The following is a 20,484-nucleotide window of genomic DNA, read 5'->3' as shown; positions in this document are numbered from 1 at the left end:
GGAAAGGTCTGGCATACAATCTCTAGGGACAGCGACCAATTGATCCGCGTTCTGGGCATTGAGACGAGTTGCGACGAGACCGCCGCCAGCGTGGTGGCGCTCGACGGCACGTCCGCGCCCGAAATCCTGTCCAACATCGTGCTCAGCCAGATCGAGGAACATGCTGCTTTCGGCGGCGTCGTGCCGGAGATCGCCGCGCGCGCCCATGTCGAGGCGCTGGACGGCATCGTCGAGGCCGCCCTTGCCGATTCGGGCGTGGCGCTCGGCGATATCGACGCCATTGCCGCCACCGCCGGTCCCGGCCTCGTCGGCGGGCTGATCGTCGGGCTGATGACGGCGAAGGCCATTGCGGCGGCAGCGAACAAGCCACTGATCGCCATCAACCATCTCGAAGGCCATGCGCTGACGGCAAGGCTGACCGACGGGCTCGACTTCCCCTATCTGCTGCTGCTGGTTTCAGGCGGCCACACGCAGATCGTCGCCGTGCGCGGCGTCGGTGACTACCAGCGCTGGGCGACGACCGTCGACGATGCGCTGGGCGAAGCCTTCGACAAGACCGCCAAGATGCTCGGCCTGCCCTATCCCGGCGGCCCGAATGTCGAGAAGGCGGCTGCGTCAGGCAACACCGCACGCTTCGCCTTCCCGCGCCCGATGAAGGGTTCGGCGCAACCCGATTTTTCGTTCTCCGGCCTCAAGACCGCCGTTCGCCAGGCGGCGACAGCGATTGCCCCGTTGAGCGATGAGGATGTCGCCGACATCTGCGCCTCGTTCCAGGCGGCGGTGGCGGACGCACTGGGCGATCGTGTCGGGCGGGCGCTGAACCGATTCCGTCAGGAATTCCCGGGCAGGGCGGACCCGGCGCTGGTCGTTGCCGGCGGCGTTGCCGCCAACGTCACGATCAAGGCGACGCTGGAGAAACTGTGCGCAGAAGCCGGCTTCACCTTTGTCGCACCGCCGCTGAAGCTCTGCACGGACAATGCGGCAATGATCGCCTGGGCCGGCATCGAGCGGCTGCGCGCCGGCATGGCTGAGGAAAACGCCGCCGATTTCGTACCGCGCTCGCGCTGGCCGCTGGACAGCGTCTCGGCGCCGATGGTCGGTTCGGGCCGGCGCGGGGCCAAGGCATGATCGGCGGCGAGGATAGGGCGCCAAGCGGCTGGCGCGTTGCCGTGCTCGGCGGCGGCGCCTGGGGTACCGCGCTCGCGCTGGCCATGCTGCGCGCCGGCCATTTCGTCCGCCTCTATGCGCGCGACCCGGAGACCGTCGCCGCGATCGACCGCGGCGAAAATCCGCGCTATCTGCCCGGTATTGCGATCGAGCCCGGCATCGTGGCGACCAGCGACATCAAGGCCGCGCTCGACGGCGCCGACTGCGTGCTGGCCGTGGCCCCGGCGCAGGCGCTGCGCACCATGCTGGCCTCAGCTAAGGACCATGTGCCGAAGGCCGTGCCGCTGGTTCTCTGCGCCAAGGGCATCGAACGCGATACGGGAGCGCTGCTCTCGGCGATCGTCGAGAGTATCCTTCCGACCAACCCAATTGCCGCCCTGTCCGGCCCGAGCTTTGCCACCGACGTCGCGCGCGGGCTGCCGACGGCTGTGGTGGTCGCCGCCCGCGACGCGGATCTGGCCGCCGACCTTGCCGCCCGCTTTTCGGCCGAGAATTTGCGCTGCTATTCGAGCGACGACCTCGTCGGCGTCGAGATCGGCGGCGCGCTGAAGAATGTTTTTGCCATCGCCGCCGGCGCGGTCACCGGTGCCAGCCTCGGCGCCAGCGCCCAGGCTGCCATGGTCACGCGCGGCTTCGTCGAACTGCGCCGTATCGGTGCGGCCTTCGGCGCCAAGCCGGAGACGCTGATGGGGCTTTCGGGCCTCGGCGATCTTCTGCTGACTTGCTCGTCCGCCCAGTCGCGCAATTTTGCCTACGGACTGGCGCTCGGCCAGGGCAAGCCGCTTTCCGGCCTGCCGCTCGCCGAAGGCGTACCGACGGCAGCGATCGCCGCCCGCATCGCCTCCGAGCGCCAGATCGACGCGCCGATCATCACCGCCATTGCCGCCATCCTGGACGGCACGGTTACAGTCCGACAGACGGTGTCGGCGCTGATGACGCGGCCGCTGAAGACCGAAACCGACATATAGTCTCGAACAAACCGGAGCTGAAAAAGATGCTGTTTGCGTTGATTTGCAAGGACAAGCCCGGCAGCCTGCAGGTGCGCCTCGATACGCGGCCCGAGCATATCGCCTTCCTGGAAGGGCTGAACGGCGACAAGAAGCTCGCCTTCGCCGGCCCGTTCCTCGATGCGGACGGCAAGCCGAGCGGCAGCCTCGTCGTGGTCGAAGCCCCGGATCTGGCCGGCGCTGAGAAGCTGTCGACGGCCGATCCCTATGCCAAGGCCGGCCTGTTCGAGAGCGTCGAAATCCGCCAGTGGAACTGGACCTTCAACAAGCCGGCGGCTAGTTAATTCTGGTCGCCGATGAACGGGCCGCGCGGAGGAGCAAAAGCATGAACTACTGGCTGTTCAAATCCGAACCCTCGGTGTTTTCCTTCGAGGCGCTGAAGGCCAAGGGCAAGGCCGGCACGCAGTGGGACGGCGTGCGCAACTATGCGGCTCGCAACAACATGAAGGCGATGCAGATCGGCGATCTCGGCTTCTTCTACCATTCCAATGAGGGGCTCAACATCGTCGGCATCGCCGAGGTCTGCGCCCTGGCGCATCCAGACAGCACCACCGACGATCCGCGCTGGGAATGCGTCGACATCCGCGCCGTCAAGGACGTGCCAAACCCGCCGACGCTCGAGCAGGTCAAGGCCAATCCCAAGCTCGCCGAAATGGCGCTGGTCCGGCTCGGACGGCTTTCCGTGCAGCCGGTGACGCCGGCCGAATGGAAGGAAGTCTGTCGCATGGGCGGGCTGACACCGGCTCCGTGACCGTCCTCACCCCGAACAGCGCGAAAAGATTCATCCTCGACAACACGGCGCTGATGGCGCCGCCGCACGTGCCTGAAATTCTTCTTCACCTGGCCGACGAAGCCCATGACCTCTGGCTGCGGACGGAAGACGAACTGGCGGCGATCGGCCTGCCGCCGCCCTTCTGGGCCTTCGCCTGGGCCGGCGGCCAGGGTCTCGCCCGCTATCTGCTCGACCATCCGGCCACGGTACGCGGCAAGCGCGTGCTCGATTTCGCCTCCGGCTCCGGCCTTGTCGCCATCGCCGCCGCCAAGGCCGGCGCGGCCGAGGTGACCGCGGCCGACATCGACCCGTTCTGCGCAACGGCGATCGCCCTCAACCTCGAAGCCAATCAGGTCAAGGCGGAATTCCTCGCCGCCGATTGCGTCGGCAGCGATGCCGGTTGGGACGTGGTGCTGGCCGGCGACGTCTTCTACGACAAGCCCTTTGCCGACAGGCTGATGCCATGGTTCGCGGCGCTGAAGGCGCGCGGCGCGGAAATACTGATCGGCGATCCCGGCCGCTCCTATCTGCCCGGGACGGGACTGGAGCCGCTCGGCGTCTACGAAGTGCCGGTGACACGCGCGCTGGAGGACGCCGAGGTCAAGCGCACGACCGTCTGGCGCCTTGCTTGACGCCGCCACCGAACAGGCGTTCCATCGCGCATCGATTAAAGACTATGCATGTCGCTGTCCCAAACCGCTGCACACTTTGGGGCGACATGCATCGGGAGGGGGAATCATGGATTTTTCGGCAGTGAACTGGCTGGCGGTGATTGTTGCCGCCGTGGTGGCGTGGCTGTTCGGCGCGGCTTGGTACATGGGCTTGAGCAAGCCCTGGCTGAAGGCCGCCAAGCTCGACCCGGCGACGATGAAACGCTCGCCACTGCCTTTCATCATCTCCTTCGTCGCCGAACTGATCATGGCGCTGGTCTTGGCCCTTGTCGTCGGCGCTATGACCGGCGGCGAACCGACCCTGGTCGCCGGGCTGGTCTTCGGCTTCGTGCTGTGGCTTGGCTTCGTCGCCACGACGCTTTCGGTCAATCACCGTTACGAAGGCTTCGGCTGGGACCTGACGCTGATCGACACGGGCCACTGGCTGGGCGTGCTGCTTCTCATCGGCGCGGTGATCGGCTGGTTCGGCGCGCCGGTGGTCGCCGGCTGAGCCCTGGTTGGGTGGCCGTTGATCGGCTAGAGCAATTTCAGGAACAGTGTGAAACGATTTTCCGTCCGGAATTGCGCCAAAACAAGGAGCTAGAGCTGGTCCCAGCTTTGGCGTGTCGGGTCCGGCTGGGGATTGTGGACTTCGTTCAGGATCCAGTCCTTGAAGGCGACGATCCTGGCGTCGTTCGCCGATCCGACCGGATAGACCAGGAAATACGCGAATTCGGGCGCGACCTTGATGCCCAGTGCGAACGGCCGCACCAGCCGGCCCTCGGACAGGTCGTTGGCAACCATGGCGAAATCGGCGAGCGCAACGGCATTGCCGTCGAGCGCCGCTTGCGTTGCATCGCTTGCGGAGCCGAAGACAAGAGTGCGGCTGTCGTCGAAATCGTCGACGCCCGCCGCCGCCATCCACATGCGCCAGTTCGGCCAGGTGACGCCCTGGCGGGACCATTCGATATGGGCGAGCGTGTGATGAAAGAGGTCGCGCGGCTCCTTGAGCGGCGGCCCGGACCGCAGCAGGTCCGGGCTGCAGACCGGAATGATGACGTTTTCAAACAGCCGGTCGGCGCATAGTCCCGGATATTTGCCGGCGCCGAAGCGGATACCGATATCGACGTCGTCGCGATCGAAGTCCCTGACATCGTAGGTGATGTCGAAGCGGAGCTCGATGCCCGGCCGCTGCCGGCGAAAATCATCGACGCGCCTCATCAGCCATTTTGTCGCGAACTGCGCGTCCAGCGTGATCTTCAGCAGCGCCGTTCCGCGCGCCGTCTTCTGCGCCCGCGAAACCGCCCGGCCCAGCAGGTCGAGCGCGTCGGTCGCGGCGTCGAACAGCACCGTGCCGGCCTCGGTCAGCCGGATGGTGCGGCTGGTTCGCGTGAACAGCACCAGACCGAGCTGGTCCTCGATCTCCTTGATTTGATGGCTGACGGCGGCCGGCGTCAGCCCGAGCTCGTCGGCGGCGCGGGTGAAATTGAGGTGCCTGGCCGCCGCCTCCAGCGTCCTCAAGGCACGGGTTCCCGGCAGCAGGCGGGCCATCAGGACGAGACTGATTCGAGGGGGATCATGGCGCTTCGATCCTCAAAGAAAACTTGATGATGAGAAAAGAACTACTCGTTTCCCCCTTAGATTTCAATCCGGCATGATGTGAGCATCGAAACACCATCAAACCGGATTTGATATCCGGAGAACGGATGACACCATGTCCCACATCGCTTTGAGATCACCAACCGCCCGCCCGACCTGGCTCAGCGCTGCGTTTGATTGGCTCCGCCACGCCAGGGTCGCCATACGCCTCGCCCACCAGGATGTCGCCCACCGCAACGTCGAGGATCTCTCCGATCGCCAGCTGCGCGACATTGGCGGCGAGCGCAAGGATGTCGCCCGCGCCATGGACCGCGAACTCGGCCGCCTCGGCCTGCTCGACACCGGCTGGCAGCAGCCGAGACGGAGGATAGGGGAATAAGGCAGTAGGGCAGTAGGGCAGTAGGGAAAGCTAAAGCGGCGCCGACGCGTATGCCTTACTGCCTTACTGCCTTACTGCCTTACTGCCTTACTGCCCTATTCCCCTACCTCACCACCCTCACCACCGTCCGATCCGACAGCAACGGCAAAAGCCGCGCCATGGTTTGCGCCGTCACCGCCACGCAGCCTTGCGTCGGCGTGAAGCCCGGCCGCGCCAGGTGGAAGAAGATGGCGCTGCCGCGCCCGCGGCGGCGCGGCGAAATGTTCCAGTCCAGCACCAGGCAGGCATCATAGAGCCGGTCGGAGCGCCGCATCCGCTCATGGCTAGCGCCGTAGGGAATCTTCACCGGGCGATTGTAGTTGCGGTCGTCCGGCACCTCGCACCAGCCGAGATCCGGGCCGATCGGCGTCATCGCCAGCCGGGTCCCGCGGCCGCCGGAAAACTGATCCCCACGGAAATAACCGGACAGGATCCGCATCGCGGCGAGCGGCGTGGCGCCGTCGCCTTCGCGCTTGTTTGCAGAAATGCCGCCGCGCCCCAAGGCGCAGGCAAACACCAGACGGCCGGCCTGCAAAAACCCCTGACTGGGGTTGCCGGGCCTGGCGCGCACGCTGAGCACGCGCAACCCTTTTGGCAAAAATGCGCCGGCTGCATTGCATGGACGTTTTTTCTTGTATGATCGTGTCACGGAACAAATCACTGTGATCGGCTGTTCTGTCGGTCAGCTTCCGCATAAACGGGGGGCGGTCAACTGAATTTTCTTTTCAAAACAACGGATTGATCCATGACCTCACGCACCATTCTGATCGTTGACGACGATGACGACCTGCGCGGCACACTCGTCGAGCAACTGGCCCTCTACGAGGAATTCGACGTCCAGCAGGAAGCAACGGCCGCAAAAGGCGTCGCCGCGGCCCGCGGCGGCCTCGTCGACCTGCTCATCATGGATGTCGGCCTGCCCGACATGGACGGCCGCGAGGCCGTGAAAATCCTGCGCAAGGGCGGCTACAAGGCGCCCATCATCATGCTGACCGGGCACGATACCGATTCCGACACGATTCTCGGTCTCGAGGCTGGCGCCAACGACTATGTGACCAAGCCGTTCCGCTTCGCGGTGCTGCTTGCCCGCGTCCGCGCCCAGCTGCGCCAGCACGAGCAGAGCGAGGACGCCACCTTCTCGGTCGGCCCCTACACTTTCAAGCCGAGCCAGAAGCTCCTGATCGACCAGCGCGGCGCCAAGGTGCGGCTGACCGAAAAGGAGGCCTCGATCATCAAATATCTCTACCGCGCCGACCAGAAGGTGGTGACGCGCGACGTGCTGCTGGAAGAGGTCTGGGGCTACAATTCCGGCGTCACCACGCACACGCTGGAAACCCACGTCTACCGTCTGCGCCAGAAGATCGAGCGCGATCCTTCCAATGCCGAAATTCTTGTGACAGAAAGCGGCGGCTACAAGCTGGTTCCTTAAACTTTTCATGATCCAATGAGCGGTCGGGGCGGCCGCTTTCGGGTACGATCCTGGTGCTGGAGGTGGTTCTGGATCGACCCGCTGGCATCGGCCCAAAAATCGGAATCGATTTTTGGAAAAGCACGATGCGCAGATTTAGGATGTTAGAGCGTCCTTTGCGCGTCGAGCAGGACGCGCGGCGCTCTAGAGCAATTCCAGGAAAAGTGCGTAGCGGTTTTCCGTTCGGAATTGCGTAAAAACAAATACTTAGAGCGGATCTGCAATTCTATCAAAAGCAGAACCGCTCTAAGGGAGGGATTGGACTGATTGTAAGGGGACATAGCTGCTAGATGGCGCTGGATGACGACATCCGCATCCTGTCCGCCGTGAGGCTCTTCGAGGGTTTCACGCAGGAACAGTTGCGCCTGCTCGCCTTTGGCGCCGAGACCACACTGCTGCAGGCTAACCATAAGCTCTACCGTGAGGACGACGTGGCTGATTCGGCCTATATCGTGGTCAGCGGCCGCATCGTGCTCTATCGCGAGCAGAATGGCGAACGCGTCCCGATCAACACGGTTGGTCCGGGCACCATATTGAGCGAGCTGGCGCTGATAGCCGACACCAACCGGCTGACCAGCGCTTCCGCCGAGATCGATTCGGAAGTGCTGCGGCTCAGCCGCAAGATGTTCCGCCGCATCCTCGAAGAATACCCCGAGATCGCGGTCCAACTGCACCAGCGCATCCTGGAGGATTTTCAGGCGTTGATCCGTCGCATCGAGGAGCTGGCGCCGCGCTTTACGGGGTAGTCCAATCGCCTTCTCGAACGGTCCTGGGCCTGAACAGGCACCAGAGTGGTTTGTCGGGCCTATTGAACCTCCAGTGCCTCGCCAGAGGCACAAGCTCGGGCGTTCGCCACAGGAGCGGCTTCACGGCCACCCCTGGCTCTAGTCCAGGTCGAACCGCGCGATGACCGGCACGTGGTCCGACGGTCTTTCCCAGCCACGCGCTGGCCGCAAGATTTCATAGCCGGCAAAATTCTCGACCAGATTCGGCGACGACCAGACATGGTCGAGCCGGCGGCCGCGGTCCGATGCCTCCCAGTCCTGGGCGCGATAGCTCCACCAGGTGTAGAGCTTCTGTTCCTGCGGCACGTTGAGCCGCATCAGGTCGACCCAGTCGCCGGAGCGCCGCATCGCCTCGAAGCTTTCCGTCTCCACCGGCGTGTGGCTGACGACCTTGAGCAACTGCTTGTGCGACCAGACATCGTGCTCGAGCGGCGCGATGTTGAGGTCGCCGACCAGGATCGAGCCGGACACCTCGTCATGTTCGGCGCGGATAGCGTTCATCTCGGCGACGAAATCGAGCTTGTGTTTGAACTTGCGGTTGATCTCCGGGTCGGGCTCGTCGCCACCGGCAGGGACGTAGAAATTGTGCAGCAGGATCGCCTTGCCGCCGGCCCGCACCGTGACCGACAGATGCCGGCTGTCATCGATCTCGCAGAAGCGCCGTTTCTCGACCACTTCGATCGGACGCCGCGCCACCGTCGCGACGCCGTGGTAGCCCTTCTGACCATGGAAGGCGATGTGCCCGTAGCCAAGCTTGCGGAAGGCTTTTTCGGGAAACAGCTCGTCGGGGACTTTCGTCTCCTGCAGGCAGAGCACGTCGGGAGCCTGCTCAATAAGCAGGCGCTCGACGATCGGCATGCGCAGGCGAACGGAGTTGATGTTCCAGGTGGCGACGGAAAAGGGCATGCGAAGGATCCGGGACAGCGCAAGACCCGCCACAGCCGGACCGGCTCTGACGGGAAATGACGCCTTTTTGAAAGAGTCAGTCCCGGACCCTGCCAGCCGCAGCCGGCAAAGACAAGCCGGGCCGTGCTGAAGCCCGGCTCAGGCTGCGGTCGGGGTCCGCCGAGATTCAGCTCCGACCGGCCTCGCCCGAATAGCGGCGGAACCCTAGCGTGTCTTGGTATTCAGTTCGCGGTTCGCGGTATAGTCGATGGCGAAGGTGTCGGGGGCGAAGCTGACGCCTTCCTTGACGTTGAAGATCATCACCGTCGTGTCCTTGCCCTGCGCGTCGGTGATGGTCCACTGGCGCAGTTCGTAGGATTTCGAATCGAACATCATGGTGATCCTCGCATTGCCGAACACGGATTTGTCGGAGAGCTGGATGGTGGTGAGGTCGTCCTCTTCCTTGACGCTTTTGACCCGGTTGCCGGAGAGGTCGATCCTGTCGTCGAGCAACAGCTTCAGCGGCGTCTTCGACAGCGGATAGAGATCTGACGTCTTCAGCTTCTTGTTGAGGATGACCACCGACTTGCCGTCGGAAATCACCCGGAAATTCGACGATCCGTCATAGTTGAAGCGGATCTTGCCTGGACGTTCCAGGAAGAACTTGCCGCCGGTCTGCTCGCCCTTCGGCCCGAACTGCACGAATTCGCCGGACATCGATTTGACGGACGAAAAATGGTCGGCGATCTTCTGCGCCGCCGGCGGAACCGCGGCTTGCGCCGACGCCAGCAGCTGGAAACCGGGCACAACGTTGATGGCCGCGGCACCCGCAAGGACCATGCCGAGGCCAAGCACCTGACGGCGGGTTGGGGCAAAGTCGCTGTTGGCGAAAATCAAGTTTTTCATGCCGGTCACTTTCGTCTGTTGCGTGTGGTGTAGCAGTCCGTGGACCCCCAGTTAGGCTTAAGTTTGGCGGGTCGCACAGCGCTCAGTCGCTTCAACGCGCCAGAAGGTTCAAAGGTTGCTGGCAGGCGCTGCGCGGCGCCCTGCCGGCGCATCAGAACTTGTCGTCCTCCGTCGGCACCAGGATCTCGCGCTTGCCGGCGTGGTTGGCCGGACCGACAATGCCTTCCTTCTCCATCTTCTCGATGATCGAGGCGGCGCGGTTGTAGCCGATGCCGAGCCGGCGCTGGATGTAGCTGGTCGAGGCCTTGCCGTCGCGCAGCACCACGGCCACCGCCTGGTCGTAGGGATCGTCGGAATCCTCGAAATTGCCGCCACCGCCGCCGCCGGACCCGCCCTTGCCGGACGGCTCATCGTCGTCGTCCTCGCCATCGTCCTCGGTGATGGCGTCGAGATATTCAGGCACGCCCTGCAGCTTCAGATGGGCAACGATCCTCTCGACCTCGTCATCCGAGACGAAGGGCCCGTGCACGCGCTGGATGCGGCCGCCGCCGGCCATGTAGAGCATGTCGCCCATGCCGAGCAGCTGTTCGGCGCCCTGCTCGCCCAAAATGGTGCGGCTGTCGATCTTCGACGTCACCTGGAAGGAGATGCGGGTCGGGAAATTGGCCTTGATCGTGCCGGTGATAACGTCGACCGACGGGCGCTGCGTGGCCATGATGACATGGATGCCGGCCGCGCGCGCCATTTGCGCCAGGCGCTGCACGGCACCTTCGATGTCCTTGCCGGCGACCATCATCAGGTCGGCCATTTCGTCGATGATAACGACGATGTAGGGCATCGGCTCGAGATCGAGGTTCTCCGTCTCGTAGATCGCCTCGCCGGTCTGGCGGTCGAAGCCGGTCTGTACGGTGCGTGAAATCTTCTCGCCCTTTTTCTCCGCCTGCTGGACGCGTGCGTTGAAACCGTCGATGTTGCGCACGCCGACCTTCGACATCTTGCGGTAGCGGTCCTCCATCTCGCGCACGGTCCATTTCAGCGCTACCACCGCCTTCTTCGGATCGGTGACGACGGGCGTCAAAAGATGCGGGATGCCGTCATAGACCGAGAGTTCCAGCATCTTCGGGTCGATCATGATCAGCCGGCAGTCCTGTGGCGTCAGCCGGTAGAGCAGCGACAGGATCATGGTGTTGATGGCGACCGACTTGCCGGAGCCGGTGGTACCGGCGACCAGCACGTGCGGCATCTTGGCGATGTCGACGATGACAGCCTCGCCATTGATGGTCTTGCCGAGCGCCAGCGCGAGCTTTGCCTTGGTGGTCTCGAAATCGCGGCTGGCCATGATTTCGCGCAGATAGACCGTCTCGCGCTTGGCATTCGGCAATTCGATGCCGATGGCGTTGCGGCCGGGCACGACGGCGACGCGGCAGGCAATGGCGCTCATCGAGCGGGCGATGTCGTCGGACAGGCCGATGACGCGCGAGGATTTGATGCCGGGCGCCGGTTCTAGCTCATAGAGCGTGACGACCGGACCCGGGCGGACATGGATGATCTCGCCCTTGACGCCGAAATCCTCCAGCACGCCCTCGAGCAGGCGGGCATTCTGCTCCAGCGCGTCCTTCGACAGGCTGGCGTCGCGCACGACGTTCTTCGGTTCGGACAGGAAATGCAGCGACGGCATTTCGAACGTCTCCGAACCGATCAGCGAGGTCTGCGCCTCGCGCTGGACGCGCGCGCCGGGGGCCGGACGCGGCGCCGGCGCCTCGACGCGGGTCGCCGCATCGGAGCGGAAGTTCTGCACCTTGGCGGTCGGCGCGGCACGGCGCTGCACCGGCTCCTCGTCAAAGTCCATGTCGGCGTCATCGTCATTGTCATTGTCGAAGACATCGTCATCGTCCGGGTCGACGGAAACGCTGCGGTCGTTGACCATGGCGGCAAAGAATTCCGGCTCGACGCGGGCACGGCCGCCCGGGCTCATCCGCGCCTCGGCATACTCGGCCGATTCGACGCGTTCGGCGGCGCGCCGCCAGGCGCTGGCGCGCGGCTCCATCTCCGGCTCGAACTCGTCCCGCTCCTGCTGGCGGCGCACGGCGCGGCGGTGCATCCAGGCACGCAGCGACAGCCACCAATGGGTGATGGCGCCGAGCGCCAATATGCCTTCGTCGCCCTCATCCTCGTCATTGTCGAAAAGCAGGTCGTCCTCTCGGGGATCGGGCGCGGCAGCCGGCTCGAGCACGGCGAAGCCGTTCTTGCGCGCGATCAGCGCCGAGCCATAGGCAAACAGCCACAGCGCAGGCGCGGCAAGCAGCACGGCAAGCACGCTGGCGAAGAGCCCGGTCGGATAGCCGCCGATGACCAGGCCGGGAATCTTCAGCACCATGTCGCCGAACACGCCGCCGAGCCCGGTCGGCAGCGGCCATGTCTTGGGCGGCGTCACGCAACCGGCGATCGCCGCCGCAAGCAGCGCGAAGCCGAACCAGGCGGCCCCTCGCTTCGGCAACCTGTCGACACCGCGCGCGGAAAACAGCAGGTAGCCCCAGATCACCGCCGGCACCAGGGCAGCGACTGCGGCAAGACCGAAGAACTGCATGGCAAGGTCGGAGAAGACCGCGCCGGCATAGCCCATGGCGTTGGTGACGATGTTGGCGGTGGCGTGGGAAAAACTCGGATCCGCGACGTTCCAGGTGGCGAGGCAGGCAATGCCGAAGACAACCAGAATGAACAGGGCGACGCCGACCAGCCGCCCGACCTGGCGCCGCGCGAATGCCTGAATGCCGTGCCCCGTATCGGTCAGCGCGAGCGGTGCTGAAGCCCCTGAACGCATGCCTCGTTCCCCGTCTGTAATGGACTGGCCGGGCGCAACACGCACTCCGGCAGATTCGGATGCCAGACTATCGGTGGGAAGGTTAAGGTCGCATTAACTATAAGAGGTTGAGACGGCCAAAGTGCATCACCGTGAGTTGCGGAGCTTGCCGGCGCACGCCTTGCCGGGCCCGGACGCGTCAATGCAAAAAAGCCTCGCGAGCCGGAGCCAGCGAGGCCTTTCTTGAGGAGGGCGAAAGTGGGATTTGGCCCTCCGCTGATCCGGGGGTGGGATCGAAGCGCAAGCTAGCCGACAAACGATGCGCCTGTGGAATCACTCTGAATCACATTCGCTTGATGCTTGGTGGGCCGGATCCATACCAACAAAAAATCGCAGGCCCGCCATCGCTTGCTTGGAAAGATCAGGGCCGCGTGGGCCTGATCCTTGCCATCTCAGTTGGCGCCGCCGAGCGCCTGCAAATTGGCGCAGAATTCAGCATGCGGCTTGCTCATCGCCGCATCCTGGCATTCCTTCATCATCGCGTCCTGCTTGTCCTTGGCCATCGAGTCCCAGGCAGCCTTGAACTCGGCCTTCGGCTTCATGGTCTTCATGCCGCTGTCGGTGAAGAACGGCGCCATGTTGTCCGGCGAGTCGAGAGCGCCGGCGAATGACACACCGCTGACCATGGAAAGAGCAAGCGCTCCAAGGCAGATATTCCTGATATTCATGAGATGGTTTCCTTCCCTGCTGTTCGCGAGCGCCCAAGCGACGATCGCCACCCCAGTTCGGAATCGACCCGGCCGATGTTTCAGGCCGGATGCCTGAACATGCGCCCGATCAACTGATTGTGACCGAGCCGCCGAGATTGGCGGCAGGCGGGCTTCTAGAGCAATTCCAGGAAAAGTGTTCAGCGGTTTTCCGTCCGGAATTGCGCAAAAACAAAAGGTTAGACAAAAAAGAGGCCCGGAACAGGTCCGGGCCTCAATGCGTGAGCCCTTTTCGGGAGCGTCACGACGGGATGGGAGGATGCGGGGCGGCGCAAGCCGCCCGGCACTGGCAAGGCTTACGAGTGATAGGCCGCTTCGCCATGCGAGGTGAGGTCGAGACCTTCGCGCTCTGCGTCGGCCGACGGGCGCAGACCGACGATCATGTCGACGATCTTGTAGAGGATGGCGCTGCCGATGCCCGACCACAGGACGGTCACCAGGACACCCTTGCCCTGCGCCAGCAACTGGGTGGCCGTTCCGGCATAGCCGGCGGCGAAGTCGGCCGTCGAATAGTCGACGATGCCGGCGCCGCCGAGGGCGGGGTTGACCAGGATGCCGGTGCCGAGCGCGCCGATGATGCCGCCGACGCAGTGGACGCCGAAGACATCGAGGCTGTCGTCATAGTCGAACGTGTTCTTCACCACCGAGACGAAGAAGTAGCAGACGCAGGTGGCGACGATGCCGAGCACGATGGCGCCCATCGGTCCGGCAAAGCCGGCAGCAGGCGTGATGGCGACGAGGCCGGTCACCGCGCCCGAAGCAACGCCCAGCATGGAGGCTTTGCCGCGCAGCAGCGATTCAAGCACGGTCCAGGTCAATGCCGCCGCCGCCGTGGCAACGAAGGTATTGACCATGGCCAGCACCGCATAGGCGTTCGCTTCGAGGTTCGAACCGGCGTTGAAGCCGAACCAGCCGACCCACAGCAGTGAAGCGCCAACCATGGTGAGCGTCATCGAGTGCGGCGCCATGATGTCCTTCTTGTAGCCGATGCGCTTGCCGATCATGAGCGCGCCGACGAGGCCGGCGATGCCCGCATTGATGTGAACGACCGTGCCGCCGGCGAAGTCGATGGCGCCGAAGCTGAAGATCAGCCCGGACGGGTCGGAATAGGCGCTCGGGCCGCCCCAGAACCAGACCATATGCGCGATCGGGAAGTAGACGAACGTCACCCACAGAATGACGAAAAGGATCACCGCCGAGAATTTGACGCGTTCGGCGAAGGCGCCGACGATCAGCGCCGGCGTGATGCAGGCGAAGGTCATCTGGAAGACGACGAACACCAGTTCAGGAATGGCGACGCCCTTGGTGAAGGTTTCCGACAGCGTCGATACGCTGACACCGGAGAGAAACGCCTTGGACAGGCCGCCCACGAAAGCGTTGCCGGCGGTGAAGGCGAGGCTGTAGCCGTAGAAGACCCAGATGATCATGACCACGCAGGTGATGGTGAAGACCTGCATCAGCACCGACAGCATGTTCTTGGTACGAACCAGGCCGCCATAGAAAAGCGCAAGGCCGGGAATGGTCATCAACAGCACCAGCACGGTGGAAATCATCATCCACGTGGTGTCGCCCTTGTCGACGGTGAAAGCGGGGGCTGCCGGCGCGGCTGCGGCAACGGCGGGGGCCGCTTCCTGCGCCAGCGCGGCGACCGTGCCCAATGCTCCGAGCGCGAACGAGCCCAGCAGCGCGGAGCGCGCCGCCGACTTCAAGGTGGAAGGTATGTTCATTGAACTCTCCATTGGAATACGTGCTCGCAGCTCAAAGCGCGTCTGTGTCTGTTTCGCCGGTGCGGATGCGCACGGCCTGGTCGATGCCGAAAACGAAGATCTTGCCGTCGCCGATCTGGCCGGTCTTGGCCGCCGCCGTGATGGCTTCGACGGCCTTGTCGACCATGTCGAGACCGACCGCGACCTCGATCTTGATCTTCGGCAGGAAGCTGACCGCGTATTCCGCCCCGCGATAGATCTCCGTATGTCCCTTCTGACGCCCGTAGCCTTTGACTTCGGTGACGGTCAGGCCCTGGATGCCGACTGCGGTGAGCGCCTCGCGCACCTCGTCGAGCTTGAACGGCTTGATGATAGCCATCACGATTTTCATAAGGTTTCACCCTTTGCTGTTGCGGGTCCCCCGCGTTTGCACGACTTCGCCGATCCCAATGAGAGCCGGAGAGTGCCCGCTAGGATTCAAGCTCCGTGCCAATTGCCGAAGCAGCCTGTTAACCTGTTGTAAACAAAGAGATTGGAGGCCGCCGAACGGCAAGCTGTGCACAGTCACAGCGTTGTCACTGATTAAAAAATAGGCAATTTTTTGAAAATGCCTATTCGGCAGGCTGAAGCAGAATGCAGCCCGCGTCCTGTCCTGCTCAACGCTTGAGCCGGATCAGCCCTTCCTGGGCAACGGAGGCGATCAGCGTGCCGTCGCGGGCAAACAGCGAGCCGCGCGTGAAGCCGCGCGAGCCTTGAGTCGACGGGCTGTCCTGCGTGTAGAGGATCCAGTCGTCGAGCGGATGGCTGCGATGGAACCACATCGCGTGGTCGAGGCTGGCCGCCTGGATGTCGCGGTCGAAAATGGCGCGGCCATGCGCGAAGGTTGAGGTGTCGAGCAGCGTCATGTCGGAGAGATAGGCGAGTACCGCCGCCTGCGTGGCCCGGTCGGCCGGCACCGGCCCTGTGGTGCGGATCCAGATGTTCTGCTCCGGCTCCAGCTTTTCGCGGCTCGTATAGTGCTTCAGCATCACCGGCTTCATCTCGATCGGCCGGTCGCGGTCCCAGTAGCGCTTGATGCCTTCCGGAACCGCCTCGCCGAACTTGCCGAGCAATTCGCGCTGCGACAACAGGCTGTCGGGCGCCGGCACGTCCTGCGGCATCGGCACCTGGTGCTCGAGACCGACCTCGTCCTGCTGGAACGAGGCTTCCAGCGAGAAGATCGCCTGGCCGTGCTGGATCGCCACGACACGGCGCGTGGTGAAGGAGCCGCCGTCGCGGATGCGGTCGACCTCGTAGACGATCGGCACCGTGGTGTCGCCCGGCCGCATGAAATAGCCATGCAGCGAATGCACATGGCGCTCGGGCTCGACCGTGCGCTGGGCGGCGACCAGCGCCTGGGCGATGGTCTGGCCGCCGAAGACGCGTTGCCAGTCGAGCTTGGGGCTGCGACCACGGTACAGGTTGTGTTCCAGCTGCTCGAGGTCGAGAATGCCGAGAAGCTCGTCCATGGCCGCCGTCATGTTTCGCGCTCCATCCGCGGAAGTGTTATGGCGGTTTCCGACAGGAATGGCGGGCAGTCAAGGCCGAATGGCCGGGCATGGCCGGCAAGGGTCAGGGCCACGAAAGGAATTTTGCCATGGTTGACCGCAAGGCGGACGCAAGAACCACGGCCTCGCTCGACGTGCTCGTCGCCGGCGCCGGCTATGTCGGCTTGGCCAGCGCCGTGGCGCTGAAGCAGGCGCGTCCCAGCCTCGCCGTCGCCGTGGTCGACGCCGCGCCCGCCGGCGTCTGGCAAAGGGACGGCCGCGCCTCGGCGATCGCCGCCGCCGCCTGCCGCATGCTGGAGCAGCTTCAGGTCTGGAACGAGATCGCACCGGAGGCGCAGGCGATCACCGACATGGTCATCACCGATTCGCGCGCGTCCGATCCGGTGCGCCCGGTGTTTCTCACCTTCGACGGCGAGGTGGCGCCCGGCGAGCCTTTCGCGCATATGGTGGCCAACAGGGATTTGAACGGCGCCTTGCGCCGGCGTGCCGAAAAGCTCGGCATCGACATCATCGAGGGCCTTGCCGTCAGCGCCTTCGACACCGACGGCGCCGGCATCACCGTGCATCTGGCCGACGGCGCGACGCTGAAGGCGCGGCTATTGGTCGCCGCCGACGGCGTCAATTCGAAGCTGCGCGACATGGCCGGCATCAAGACGGTGAAATGGGAGTACGGCCAGTCCGGCATCGTCTGCACCGTCGCGCATGAGCGCCCGCACAATGGTCGCGCCGAGGAGCATTTCCTGCCCGCCGGCCCCTTCGCCACATTGCCGCTCAAGCCGGACAGCAACGGCACCAACCGCTCGTCGATCGTCTGGGTCGAACGAACAGAGGATGCGCAAAAGCTGGTCGACGGCGACGACCTCGTCTTCGAGCACGAGCTCGAGCAGCGTTTTGGCCTCAAGCTCGGCGCGATTCACGTCGCCGACAAGCCACGCGCCTGGCCGCTTGGCCTCACCCTTGCCCGCGCCTTCGTCGCGCCGCGCATCGCGCTCGCCGGCGACGCTGCCCACGGCATCCACCCGATCGCCGGCCAGGGCCTCAATCTCGGCTTCAAGGACGTGGCCGCCCTTGCCGAAGTGGTGGTCGAGGCCGACCGCCTCGGACAGGACATCGGCGCGCTCGACGTGCTCGAGCGCTACCAGCAGTGGCGGCGCTTCGACACCGTGCAGATGGGCATCACCACCGATGTGCTGAACCGGCTGTTTTCCAACGACATCGGCCCGCTGCGCACTGTCCGCGACATCGGCCTCGGCCTCGTCGAGCGCATGCCCAAGCTGAAGGATTTCTTCATCCGCCAGGCATCAGGGCTTTCAGGCGACACGCCAAGGCTGTTGAAGGGCGAGGCGATCTGATCCTTGCCGCTCAGTTGACTTCGAAACCAAGCTTCTGCCGCAGCCGCAGAATGCGCTGGTCGGCTATCTCCAGTTTTTTCTCGCCGCCCTGGGCCGCGCGGTTCACCATCTGCAGCAGATCGTTTCGCTCGGCCACGTCGAGACGTTCGCGCAGGAACGGCGCCAGCTTGTCGATGACGATCGTGGTGTCATCGATCTGTGCTGCCGCCCATTTGGCATAGACCACGGCCTCGTCGGTCTTCTTCTTGTCGGCAATCTCCGAGATCACCGAACGGATGACGGCTTCGCGCTGCGGCAGCACGGGACCATTTTCGGAGACGATGGCTGTAATCAGCGTCGCGGCGGCGACGACAGGGTCGTCGATCGCCGTCAACGGCGACAGCGCCGCCTGCTTGCGCAACTTCTTGCGCCGGATGCTGCCTTGCACCCGCCCGACGACGTCCGCGACCTCGCGCGCCGCGTCGTTCATGGCCTTCATCCGGTACCACCAGAATGCCGCCGCCCCCAACACACCAAGGATAGCAAGCAGGAAAGGCATGTCGAAATCCCCCAAAACCGCGGCGAGGATAAGAGAAGTATCGCCTTGCTTCAACACTCTAGAGTTGCGACTGCGAAGAAATCCGAAATGTTCCATTCAGGCATTTTAGATACCGCAATCGGAGTCCGCGGTTTCAGGTCACCGGCCGCAAGAGTGGGAGCAGGATGCCGGGGCTATGACCCCGGCACGTTGTAGATCGCGCGGACTTCGATCGTGCCGAGTTCGGCCAGCGGAATGTTGCCCGCGATCTCCAGAGCCTCTTCGAGGTCCTCCGCTTCGATCATGACGAAACCGAGCAATTGCTCCTTGGTTTCGGCGAAGGGGCCGTCGGTGACCAGCCGCTTGCCCTTGCGCCGCCGCACCGACTTCGACGTCTTCACCGACTGCAGCGCCTGCGCGATGATCAGCTTGCCTTGCCGGTCCAATGACCTGTCATAGGCCAGCGAATCGGCGTCGAGCTTGGCCGACCCCTCGGCGGTGAGCGCGTAGAGGTCCTTTTCCTCGCCATAGACCAGGCAGACATATTTCATTTCCGGCTCCCTTGCTGTGACGAACCATAGGATGCGGTGACGACGCTGTCAGCGGCGCCTTTGACTGCCGCCGCGTGATCGAGAAGGCATGCCGCGACCGCGATGATCGCGACCGCCGCCAGCAACCGGCCGAAGCCGGAAGGCGGCGGATGCAGCCAAAAATCTTCCTGTCGCCCGGCCTTGCAGCCTGGCCTCTTCCATAGGGCGAAAAACAGATTGTCCATCTTGAACCTCCATCCGGCCACGAACCCATGGCCGCCCGCAGGACGGGCGAGGCGGATGGAAGTCGACATTCTTGCACGCACATTTTTTCAGAATAATTTTCGCCGCCACCGACATTGCATGACCGCTCGCGGTGGCCTTCCCGCGCGCCCGCGCTATAGTTCGGAGGAACGCCGCCACCCGGCCGGCGCAACCACGACAATCAAGGAGGACTTCATGGACCGCACCGCAAACGCCGTCTGGCAAGGCAATCTGAAAGAGGGCAAAGGCACGCTCGACGCACAGAGCGGGGCGCTCAAGGGCACGCCCTATTCGTTCAAGGCGCGCTTCGAGGACGAAAGCGGCAAATCCGGCACCAACCCGGAAGAGCTGATCGCCGCAGCCCATGCCGGCTGCTTCGCCATGCAGTTCTCGCATTTCCTGGCCGAGAACGGCACGCCCGCCGACCAGGTCGACGCCAAGGCGGTGGTGACACTGGTTCCCGGCACCGGCATCACCGGCAGTGCGCTTACGGTGGTCGGCAAGGTGCCTGGCATCGATGTGGCGAAATTCCAGGAATTGGCCGAGAAGGCCAAGGCCGGCTGCCCGGTGTCGAAGGCGCTCGGCGCCATCAACGTGTCGCTCGACGCCAAGCTCGGCTGAACGAGACGACCTTGTGCCAGAAAACGCCGGCCTCGGGCCGGCGTTTTCGTTCAGGAGCGTCCTTCGCCGGTCAGGGCGTCGATGCGCGCACGCAACTGCGCGAGCTCTTCTTCGAGAGCCTCGACCCGCGCTTCCAGGTCGGAGGTTGGTGAAGAACGCTGAGGAGCGGCCGTAGCCACCGGCATCTGAACGGCTCCGGACAACAGATGCGCATAGCGCTCCTCGCGCTGGCCGGGTCCGCGCTCGAGCAGCACGACGAGCGGCGGCCTGCGGCCGATCAGGAGGTCGAGATCGGCGCGAAGCGCCTCGATCGACGAGAACCGCGCCATGCGTTCAGCCCGCGCCAGCAATTCATAGGCTGTCTGCGGCCCGCGCAGCAGCATCAGGCCGAGCACCGCGATCTGCGAAGAGGTGAGCGAAAAGCGCTGCGCGACGGTATGCTCATAACGCTCGACGCGAGACGCGAAGGCCCGCCTGACCAGGCCTTTCTGCTCGAGCTGGCCGAACGCCCTTGCAATCTCGGCGAGCTCCAGCTCCATCACCGGCTCGCGCGCCGTCTTCTGGTTGGCCGCCGCATGCGCGGCATTGAGCGTCAGCGGATAGATATCCGGCGTCAGCTCCTTCTTCTCGATCAGGCAGCCGAGCACGCGGGCTTCGGCGGGTGAGAGGATGGGAAGGTCGGTGTCGGTCATCGGATCGGCTACTGCTGCTCGTTCTTGGCGC

General features: G+C 64.2%; 24 protein-coding genes. 11 read left to right on the top strand and 13 right to left on the bottom strand.

What is annotated here, in order from left to right; all coding sequences use genetic code 11:
- Nucleotides 1-42: 42 nt before the first annotated feature.
- From tsaD to AC1RUK_RS29050, 6 genes are all read left to right on the top strand, one after another.
- On the top strand, nt 43-1,128 hold the full coding sequence (gene tsaD, locus AC1RUK_RS29075; protein ID WP_481839366.1) for a tRNA (adenosine(37)-N6)-threonylcarbamoyltransferase complex transferase subunit TsaD: 1,086 nt from the start codon (nt 43-45) through the stop codon (nt 1,126-1,128).
- Nucleotides 1,125-2,135 carry an NAD(P)H-dependent glycerol-3-phosphate dehydrogenase gene (locus tag AC1RUK_RS29070; RefSeq protein ID WP_481837873.1) on the top strand — a complete coding sequence of 337 codons (1,011 nt, stop codon included), beginning with the start codon at nt 1,125-1,127 and terminating at the stop codon, nt 2,133-2,135. The genes tsaD and AC1RUK_RS29070 overlap by 4 nt, the downstream gene beginning before the upstream one ends.
- Before the next feature lie 26 nt (nt 2,136-2,161).
- Nucleotides 2,162-2,458, top strand: a complete 297-nt coding sequence (locus AC1RUK_RS29065; RefSeq protein WP_481837874.1) for a YciI-like protein — start codon at nt 2,162-2,164, stop codon at nt 2,456-2,458.
- A 41-nt stretch (nt 2,459-2,499) separates the two neighbouring features.
- Nucleotides 2,500-2,925 (top strand): EVE domain-containing protein, encoded by a 426-nt coding sequence (locus AC1RUK_RS29060; protein WP_436169811.1) that lies wholly within the window; start codon nt 2,500-2,502, stop codon nt 2,923-2,925.
- Entirely contained in the window at nt 2,880-3,578 is a 699-nt protein-coding gene (locus AC1RUK_RS29055) for a class I SAM-dependent methyltransferase (RefSeq protein ID WP_481837875.1), read from the top strand. Before AC1RUK_RS29060 ends, AC1RUK_RS29055 begins: the two co-directional genes overlap by 46 nt.
- A 106-nt stretch (nt 3,579-3,684) precedes the next feature.
- Nucleotides 3,685-4,107: a DUF1761 domain-containing protein gene (locus AC1RUK_RS29050; RefSeq protein WP_481837876.1), complete on the top strand. Its 423-nt coding sequence runs from the start codon at nt 3,685-3,687 to the stop codon at nt 4,105-4,107.
- 89 nt (nt 4,108-4,196) lie between these two features.
- Here the strand turns inward: AC1RUK_RS29050 and gcvA are convergent, their stop codons facing one another.
- The gene (gene gcvA, locus AC1RUK_RS29045) at nt 4,197-5,147 is read right to left on the bottom strand and encodes a transcriptional regulator GcvA (protein ID WP_481837877.1); all 951 of its coding nucleotides are present in this window, start codon (nt 5,145-5,147) and stop codon (nt 4,197-4,199) included.
- Between the two features lie 163 nt (nt 5,148-5,310).
- On the opposite strand from gcvA, the gene AC1RUK_RS29040 reads away from it, so the two are divergent.
- Nucleotides 5,311-5,574 carry a hypothetical protein gene (locus AC1RUK_RS29040; protein WP_481837878.1) on the top strand — a complete coding sequence of 88 codons (264 nt, stop codon included), beginning with the start codon at nt 5,311-5,313 and terminating at the stop codon, nt 5,572-5,574.
- Between the two features lie 103 nt (nt 5,575-5,677).
- Here AC1RUK_RS29040 and AC1RUK_RS29035 read toward each other — a convergent pair whose 3' ends face one another.
- Nucleotides 5,678-6,211: a L,D-transpeptidase family protein gene (locus AC1RUK_RS29035; RefSeq protein WP_436169816.1), complete on the bottom strand. Its 534-nt coding sequence runs from the start codon at nt 6,209-6,211 to the stop codon at nt 5,678-5,680.
- Between the two features lie 147 nt (nt 6,212-6,358).
- On the opposite strand from AC1RUK_RS29035, the gene AC1RUK_RS29030 reads away from it, so the two are divergent.
- Together AC1RUK_RS29030 and AC1RUK_RS29025 are read left to right on the top strand one after the other, a co-directional pair.
- Nucleotides 6,359-7,042, top strand: a complete 684-nt coding sequence (locus tag AC1RUK_RS29030) for a response regulator transcription factor (protein WP_006201134.1) — start codon at nt 6,359-6,361, stop codon at nt 7,040-7,042.
- A gap of 329 nt (nt 7,043-7,371) precedes the next feature.
- A complete protein-coding gene (locus AC1RUK_RS29025) occupies nt 7,372-7,827 on the top strand; it encodes a cyclic nucleotide-binding domain-containing protein (protein ID WP_481837880.1) in 456 nt (151 codons plus the stop codon).
- Between the two features lie 138 nt (nt 7,828-7,965).
- On the opposite strand, the gene AC1RUK_RS29020 is transcribed toward AC1RUK_RS29025, so the two are convergent.
- The 7 genes from AC1RUK_RS29020 to tesB form a co-directional block, all read right to left on the bottom strand.
- Nucleotides 7,966-8,772 carry an exodeoxyribonuclease III gene (locus AC1RUK_RS29020; RefSeq protein WP_481837881.1) on the bottom strand — a complete coding sequence of 269 codons (807 nt, stop codon included), beginning with the start codon at nt 8,770-8,772 and terminating at the stop codon, nt 7,966-7,968.
- 204 nt (nt 8,773-8,976) lie between these two features.
- Nucleotides 8,977-9,657: an outer membrane lipoprotein carrier protein LolA gene (locus AC1RUK_RS29015; RefSeq protein WP_481837882.1), complete on the bottom strand. Its 681-nt coding sequence runs from the start codon at nt 9,655-9,657 to the stop codon at nt 8,977-8,979.
- A gap of 151 nt (nt 9,658-9,808) precedes the next feature.
- Nucleotides 9,809-12,478 (bottom strand): FtsK/SpoIIIE family DNA translocase, encoded by a 2,670-nt coding sequence (locus AC1RUK_RS29010; RefSeq protein WP_481837883.1) that lies wholly within the window; start codon nt 12,476-12,478, stop codon nt 9,809-9,811.
- A 431-nt stretch (nt 12,479-12,909) separates the two neighbouring features.
- Nucleotides 12,910-13,185 (bottom strand): hypothetical protein, encoded by a 276-nt coding sequence (locus tag AC1RUK_RS29005; RefSeq protein WP_481837884.1) that lies wholly within the window; start codon nt 13,183-13,185, stop codon nt 12,910-12,912.
- Between the two features lie 335 nt (nt 13,186-13,520).
- Nucleotides 13,521-14,951 carry an ammonium transporter gene (locus AC1RUK_RS29000; RefSeq protein WP_481837885.1) on the bottom strand — a complete coding sequence of 477 codons (1,431 nt, stop codon included), beginning with the start codon at nt 14,949-14,951 and terminating at the stop codon, nt 13,521-13,523.
- A 31-nt stretch (nt 14,952-14,982) separates the two neighbouring features.
- Nucleotides 14,983-15,321, bottom strand: coding sequence for a P-II family nitrogen regulator (locus tag AC1RUK_RS28995; protein ID WP_023800571.1), 339 nt, complete (start codon nt 15,319-15,321; stop codon nt 14,983-14,985).
- 265 nt (nt 15,322-15,586) lie between these two features.
- A complete protein-coding gene (gene tesB / locus AC1RUK_RS28990) occupies nt 15,587-16,450 on the bottom strand; it encodes an acyl-CoA thioesterase II (RefSeq protein WP_006206119.1) in 864 nt (287 codons plus the stop codon).
- Between the two features lie 116 nt (nt 16,451-16,566).
- On the opposite strand from tesB, the gene AC1RUK_RS28985 reads away from it, so the two are divergent.
- Nucleotides 16,567-17,829: a ubiquinone biosynthesis hydroxylase gene (locus AC1RUK_RS28985; protein ID WP_481837886.1), complete on the top strand. Its 1,263-nt coding sequence runs from the start codon at nt 16,567-16,569 to the stop codon at nt 17,827-17,829.
- Between the two features lie 10 nt (nt 17,830-17,839).
- Here the strand turns inward: AC1RUK_RS28985 and AC1RUK_RS28980 are convergent, their stop codons facing one another.
- From AC1RUK_RS28980 to AC1RUK_RS28970, 3 genes are all read right to left on the bottom strand, one after another.
- Nucleotides 17,840-18,367, bottom strand: a complete 528-nt coding sequence (locus tag AC1RUK_RS28980) for a hypothetical protein (protein WP_481837887.1) — start codon at nt 18,365-18,367, stop codon at nt 17,840-17,842.
- A gap of 173 nt (nt 18,368-18,540) precedes the next feature.
- Nucleotides 18,541-18,897, bottom strand: coding sequence for a YciI family protein (locus AC1RUK_RS28975; protein WP_481837888.1), 357 nt, complete (start codon nt 18,895-18,897; stop codon nt 18,541-18,543).
- Entirely contained in the window at nt 18,894-19,121 is a 228-nt protein-coding gene (locus AC1RUK_RS28970; protein WP_481837889.1) for a hypothetical protein, read from the bottom strand. The genes AC1RUK_RS28975 and AC1RUK_RS28970 overlap by 4 nt, the downstream gene beginning before the upstream one ends.
- A gap of 214 nt (nt 19,122-19,335) precedes the next feature.
- On the opposite strand from AC1RUK_RS28970, the gene AC1RUK_RS28965 reads away from it, so the two are divergent.
- Nucleotides 19,336-19,761 carry an OsmC family protein gene (locus AC1RUK_RS28965; RefSeq protein ID WP_481837890.1) on the top strand — a complete coding sequence of 142 codons (426 nt, stop codon included), beginning with the start codon at nt 19,336-19,338 and terminating at the stop codon, nt 19,759-19,761.
- Nucleotides 19,762-19,811: 50 nt separating this feature from the next.
- Here the strand turns inward: AC1RUK_RS28965 and AC1RUK_RS28960 are convergent, their stop codons facing one another.
- Nucleotides 19,812-20,453, bottom strand: a complete 642-nt coding sequence (locus tag AC1RUK_RS28960) for a YceH family protein (RefSeq protein ID WP_481837891.1) — start codon at nt 20,451-20,453, stop codon at nt 19,812-19,814.
- Nucleotides 20,454-20,484: the final 31 nt, after the last annotated feature.

Source organism: Mesorhizobium monacense (assembly GCF_056781675.1).
The sequence above is the reverse complement of the archived record's forward strand: the minus strand, read 5'-3'. Positions and strand labels throughout refer to the sequence as shown.

What these genes read in the sequence shown, in the direction of transcription:
- AC1RUK_RS28980 (WP_481837887.1), bottom strand. Translation starts at nt 18,367, where the DNA reads ATGCCTTTCCTGCTTGCTATCCTTGGTGTGTTGGGGGCGGCGGCATTC.
- AC1RUK_RS28960 (WP_481837891.1), bottom strand. Translation starts at nt 20,453, where the DNA reads ATGACCGACACCGACCTTCCCATCCTCTCACCCGCCGAAGCCCGCGTG.
- AC1RUK_RS29010 (WP_481837883.1), bottom strand. Translation starts at nt 12,478, where the DNA reads ATGCGTTCAGGGGCTTCAGCACCGCTCGCGCTGACCGATACGGGGCAC.
- AC1RUK_RS29020 (WP_481837881.1), bottom strand. Translation starts at nt 8,772, where the DNA reads ATGCCCTTTTCCGTCGCCACCTGGAACATCAACTCCGTTCGCCTGCGC.
- tesB (WP_006206119.1), bottom strand. Translation starts at nt 16,450, where the DNA reads ATGACGGCGGCCATGGACGAGCTTCTCGGCATTCTCGACCTCGAGCAG.
- AC1RUK_RS29030 (WP_006201134.1), top strand. Translation starts at nt 6,359, where the DNA reads ATGACCTCACGCACCATTCTGATCGTTGACGACGATGACGACCTGCGC.
- AC1RUK_RS29040 (WP_481837878.1), top strand. Translation starts at nt 5,311, where the DNA reads ATGTCCCACATCGCTTTGAGATCACCAACCGCCCGCCCGACCTGGCTC.
- AC1RUK_RS28985 (WP_481837886.1), top strand. Translation starts at nt 16,567, where the DNA reads ATGGTTGACCGCAAGGCGGACGCAAGAACCACGGCCTCGCTCGACGTG.
- AC1RUK_RS28970 (WP_481837889.1), bottom strand. Translation starts at nt 19,121, where the DNA reads ATGGACAATCTGTTTTTCGCCCTATGGAAGAGGCCAGGCTGCAAGGCC.
- AC1RUK_RS28995 (WP_023800571.1), bottom strand. Translation starts at nt 15,321, where the DNA reads ATGAAAATCGTGATGGCTATCATCAAGCCGTTCAAGCTCGACGAGGTG.
- AC1RUK_RS29005 (WP_481837884.1), bottom strand. Translation starts at nt 13,185, where the DNA reads ATGAATATCAGGAATATCTGCCTTGGAGCGCTTGCTCTTTCCATGGTC.
- AC1RUK_RS29025 (WP_481837880.1), top strand. Translation starts at nt 7,372, where the DNA reads ATGGCGCTGGATGACGACATCCGCATCCTGTCCGCCGTGAGGCTCTTC.
- AC1RUK_RS29050 (WP_481837876.1), top strand. Translation starts at nt 3,685, where the DNA reads ATGGATTTTTCGGCAGTGAACTGGCTGGCGGTGATTGTTGCCGCCGTG.
- AC1RUK_RS29000 (WP_481837885.1), bottom strand. Translation starts at nt 14,951, where the DNA reads ATGAACATACCTTCCACCTTGAAGTCGGCGGCGCGCTCCGCGCTGCTG.
- AC1RUK_RS29070 (WP_481837873.1), top strand. Translation starts at nt 1,125, where the DNA reads ATGATCGGCGGCGAGGATAGGGCGCCAAGCGGCTGGCGCGTTGCCGTG.
- gcvA (WP_481837877.1), bottom strand. Translation starts at nt 5,147, where the DNA reads ATGGCCCGCCTGCTGCCGGGAACCCGTGCCTTGAGGACGCTGGAGGCG.
- AC1RUK_RS29060 (WP_436169811.1), top strand. Translation starts at nt 2,500, where the DNA reads ATGAACTACTGGCTGTTCAAATCCGAACCCTCGGTGTTTTCCTTCGAG.
- AC1RUK_RS29065 (WP_481837874.1), top strand. Translation starts at nt 2,162, where the DNA reads ATGCTGTTTGCGTTGATTTGCAAGGACAAGCCCGGCAGCCTGCAGGTG.
- AC1RUK_RS29055 (WP_481837875.1), top strand. Translation starts at nt 2,880, where the DNA reads ATGGAAGGAAGTCTGTCGCATGGGCGGGCTGACACCGGCTCCGTGACC.
- AC1RUK_RS29015 (WP_481837882.1), bottom strand. Translation starts at nt 9,657, where the DNA reads ATGAAAAACTTGATTTTCGCCAACAGCGACTTTGCCCCAACCCGCCGT.
- AC1RUK_RS28975 (WP_481837888.1), bottom strand. Translation starts at nt 18,897, where the DNA reads ATGAAATATGTCTGCCTGGTCTATGGCGAGGAAAAGGACCTCTACGCG.
- AC1RUK_RS28965 (WP_481837890.1), top strand. Translation starts at nt 19,336, where the DNA reads ATGGACCGCACCGCAAACGCCGTCTGGCAAGGCAATCTGAAAGAGGGC.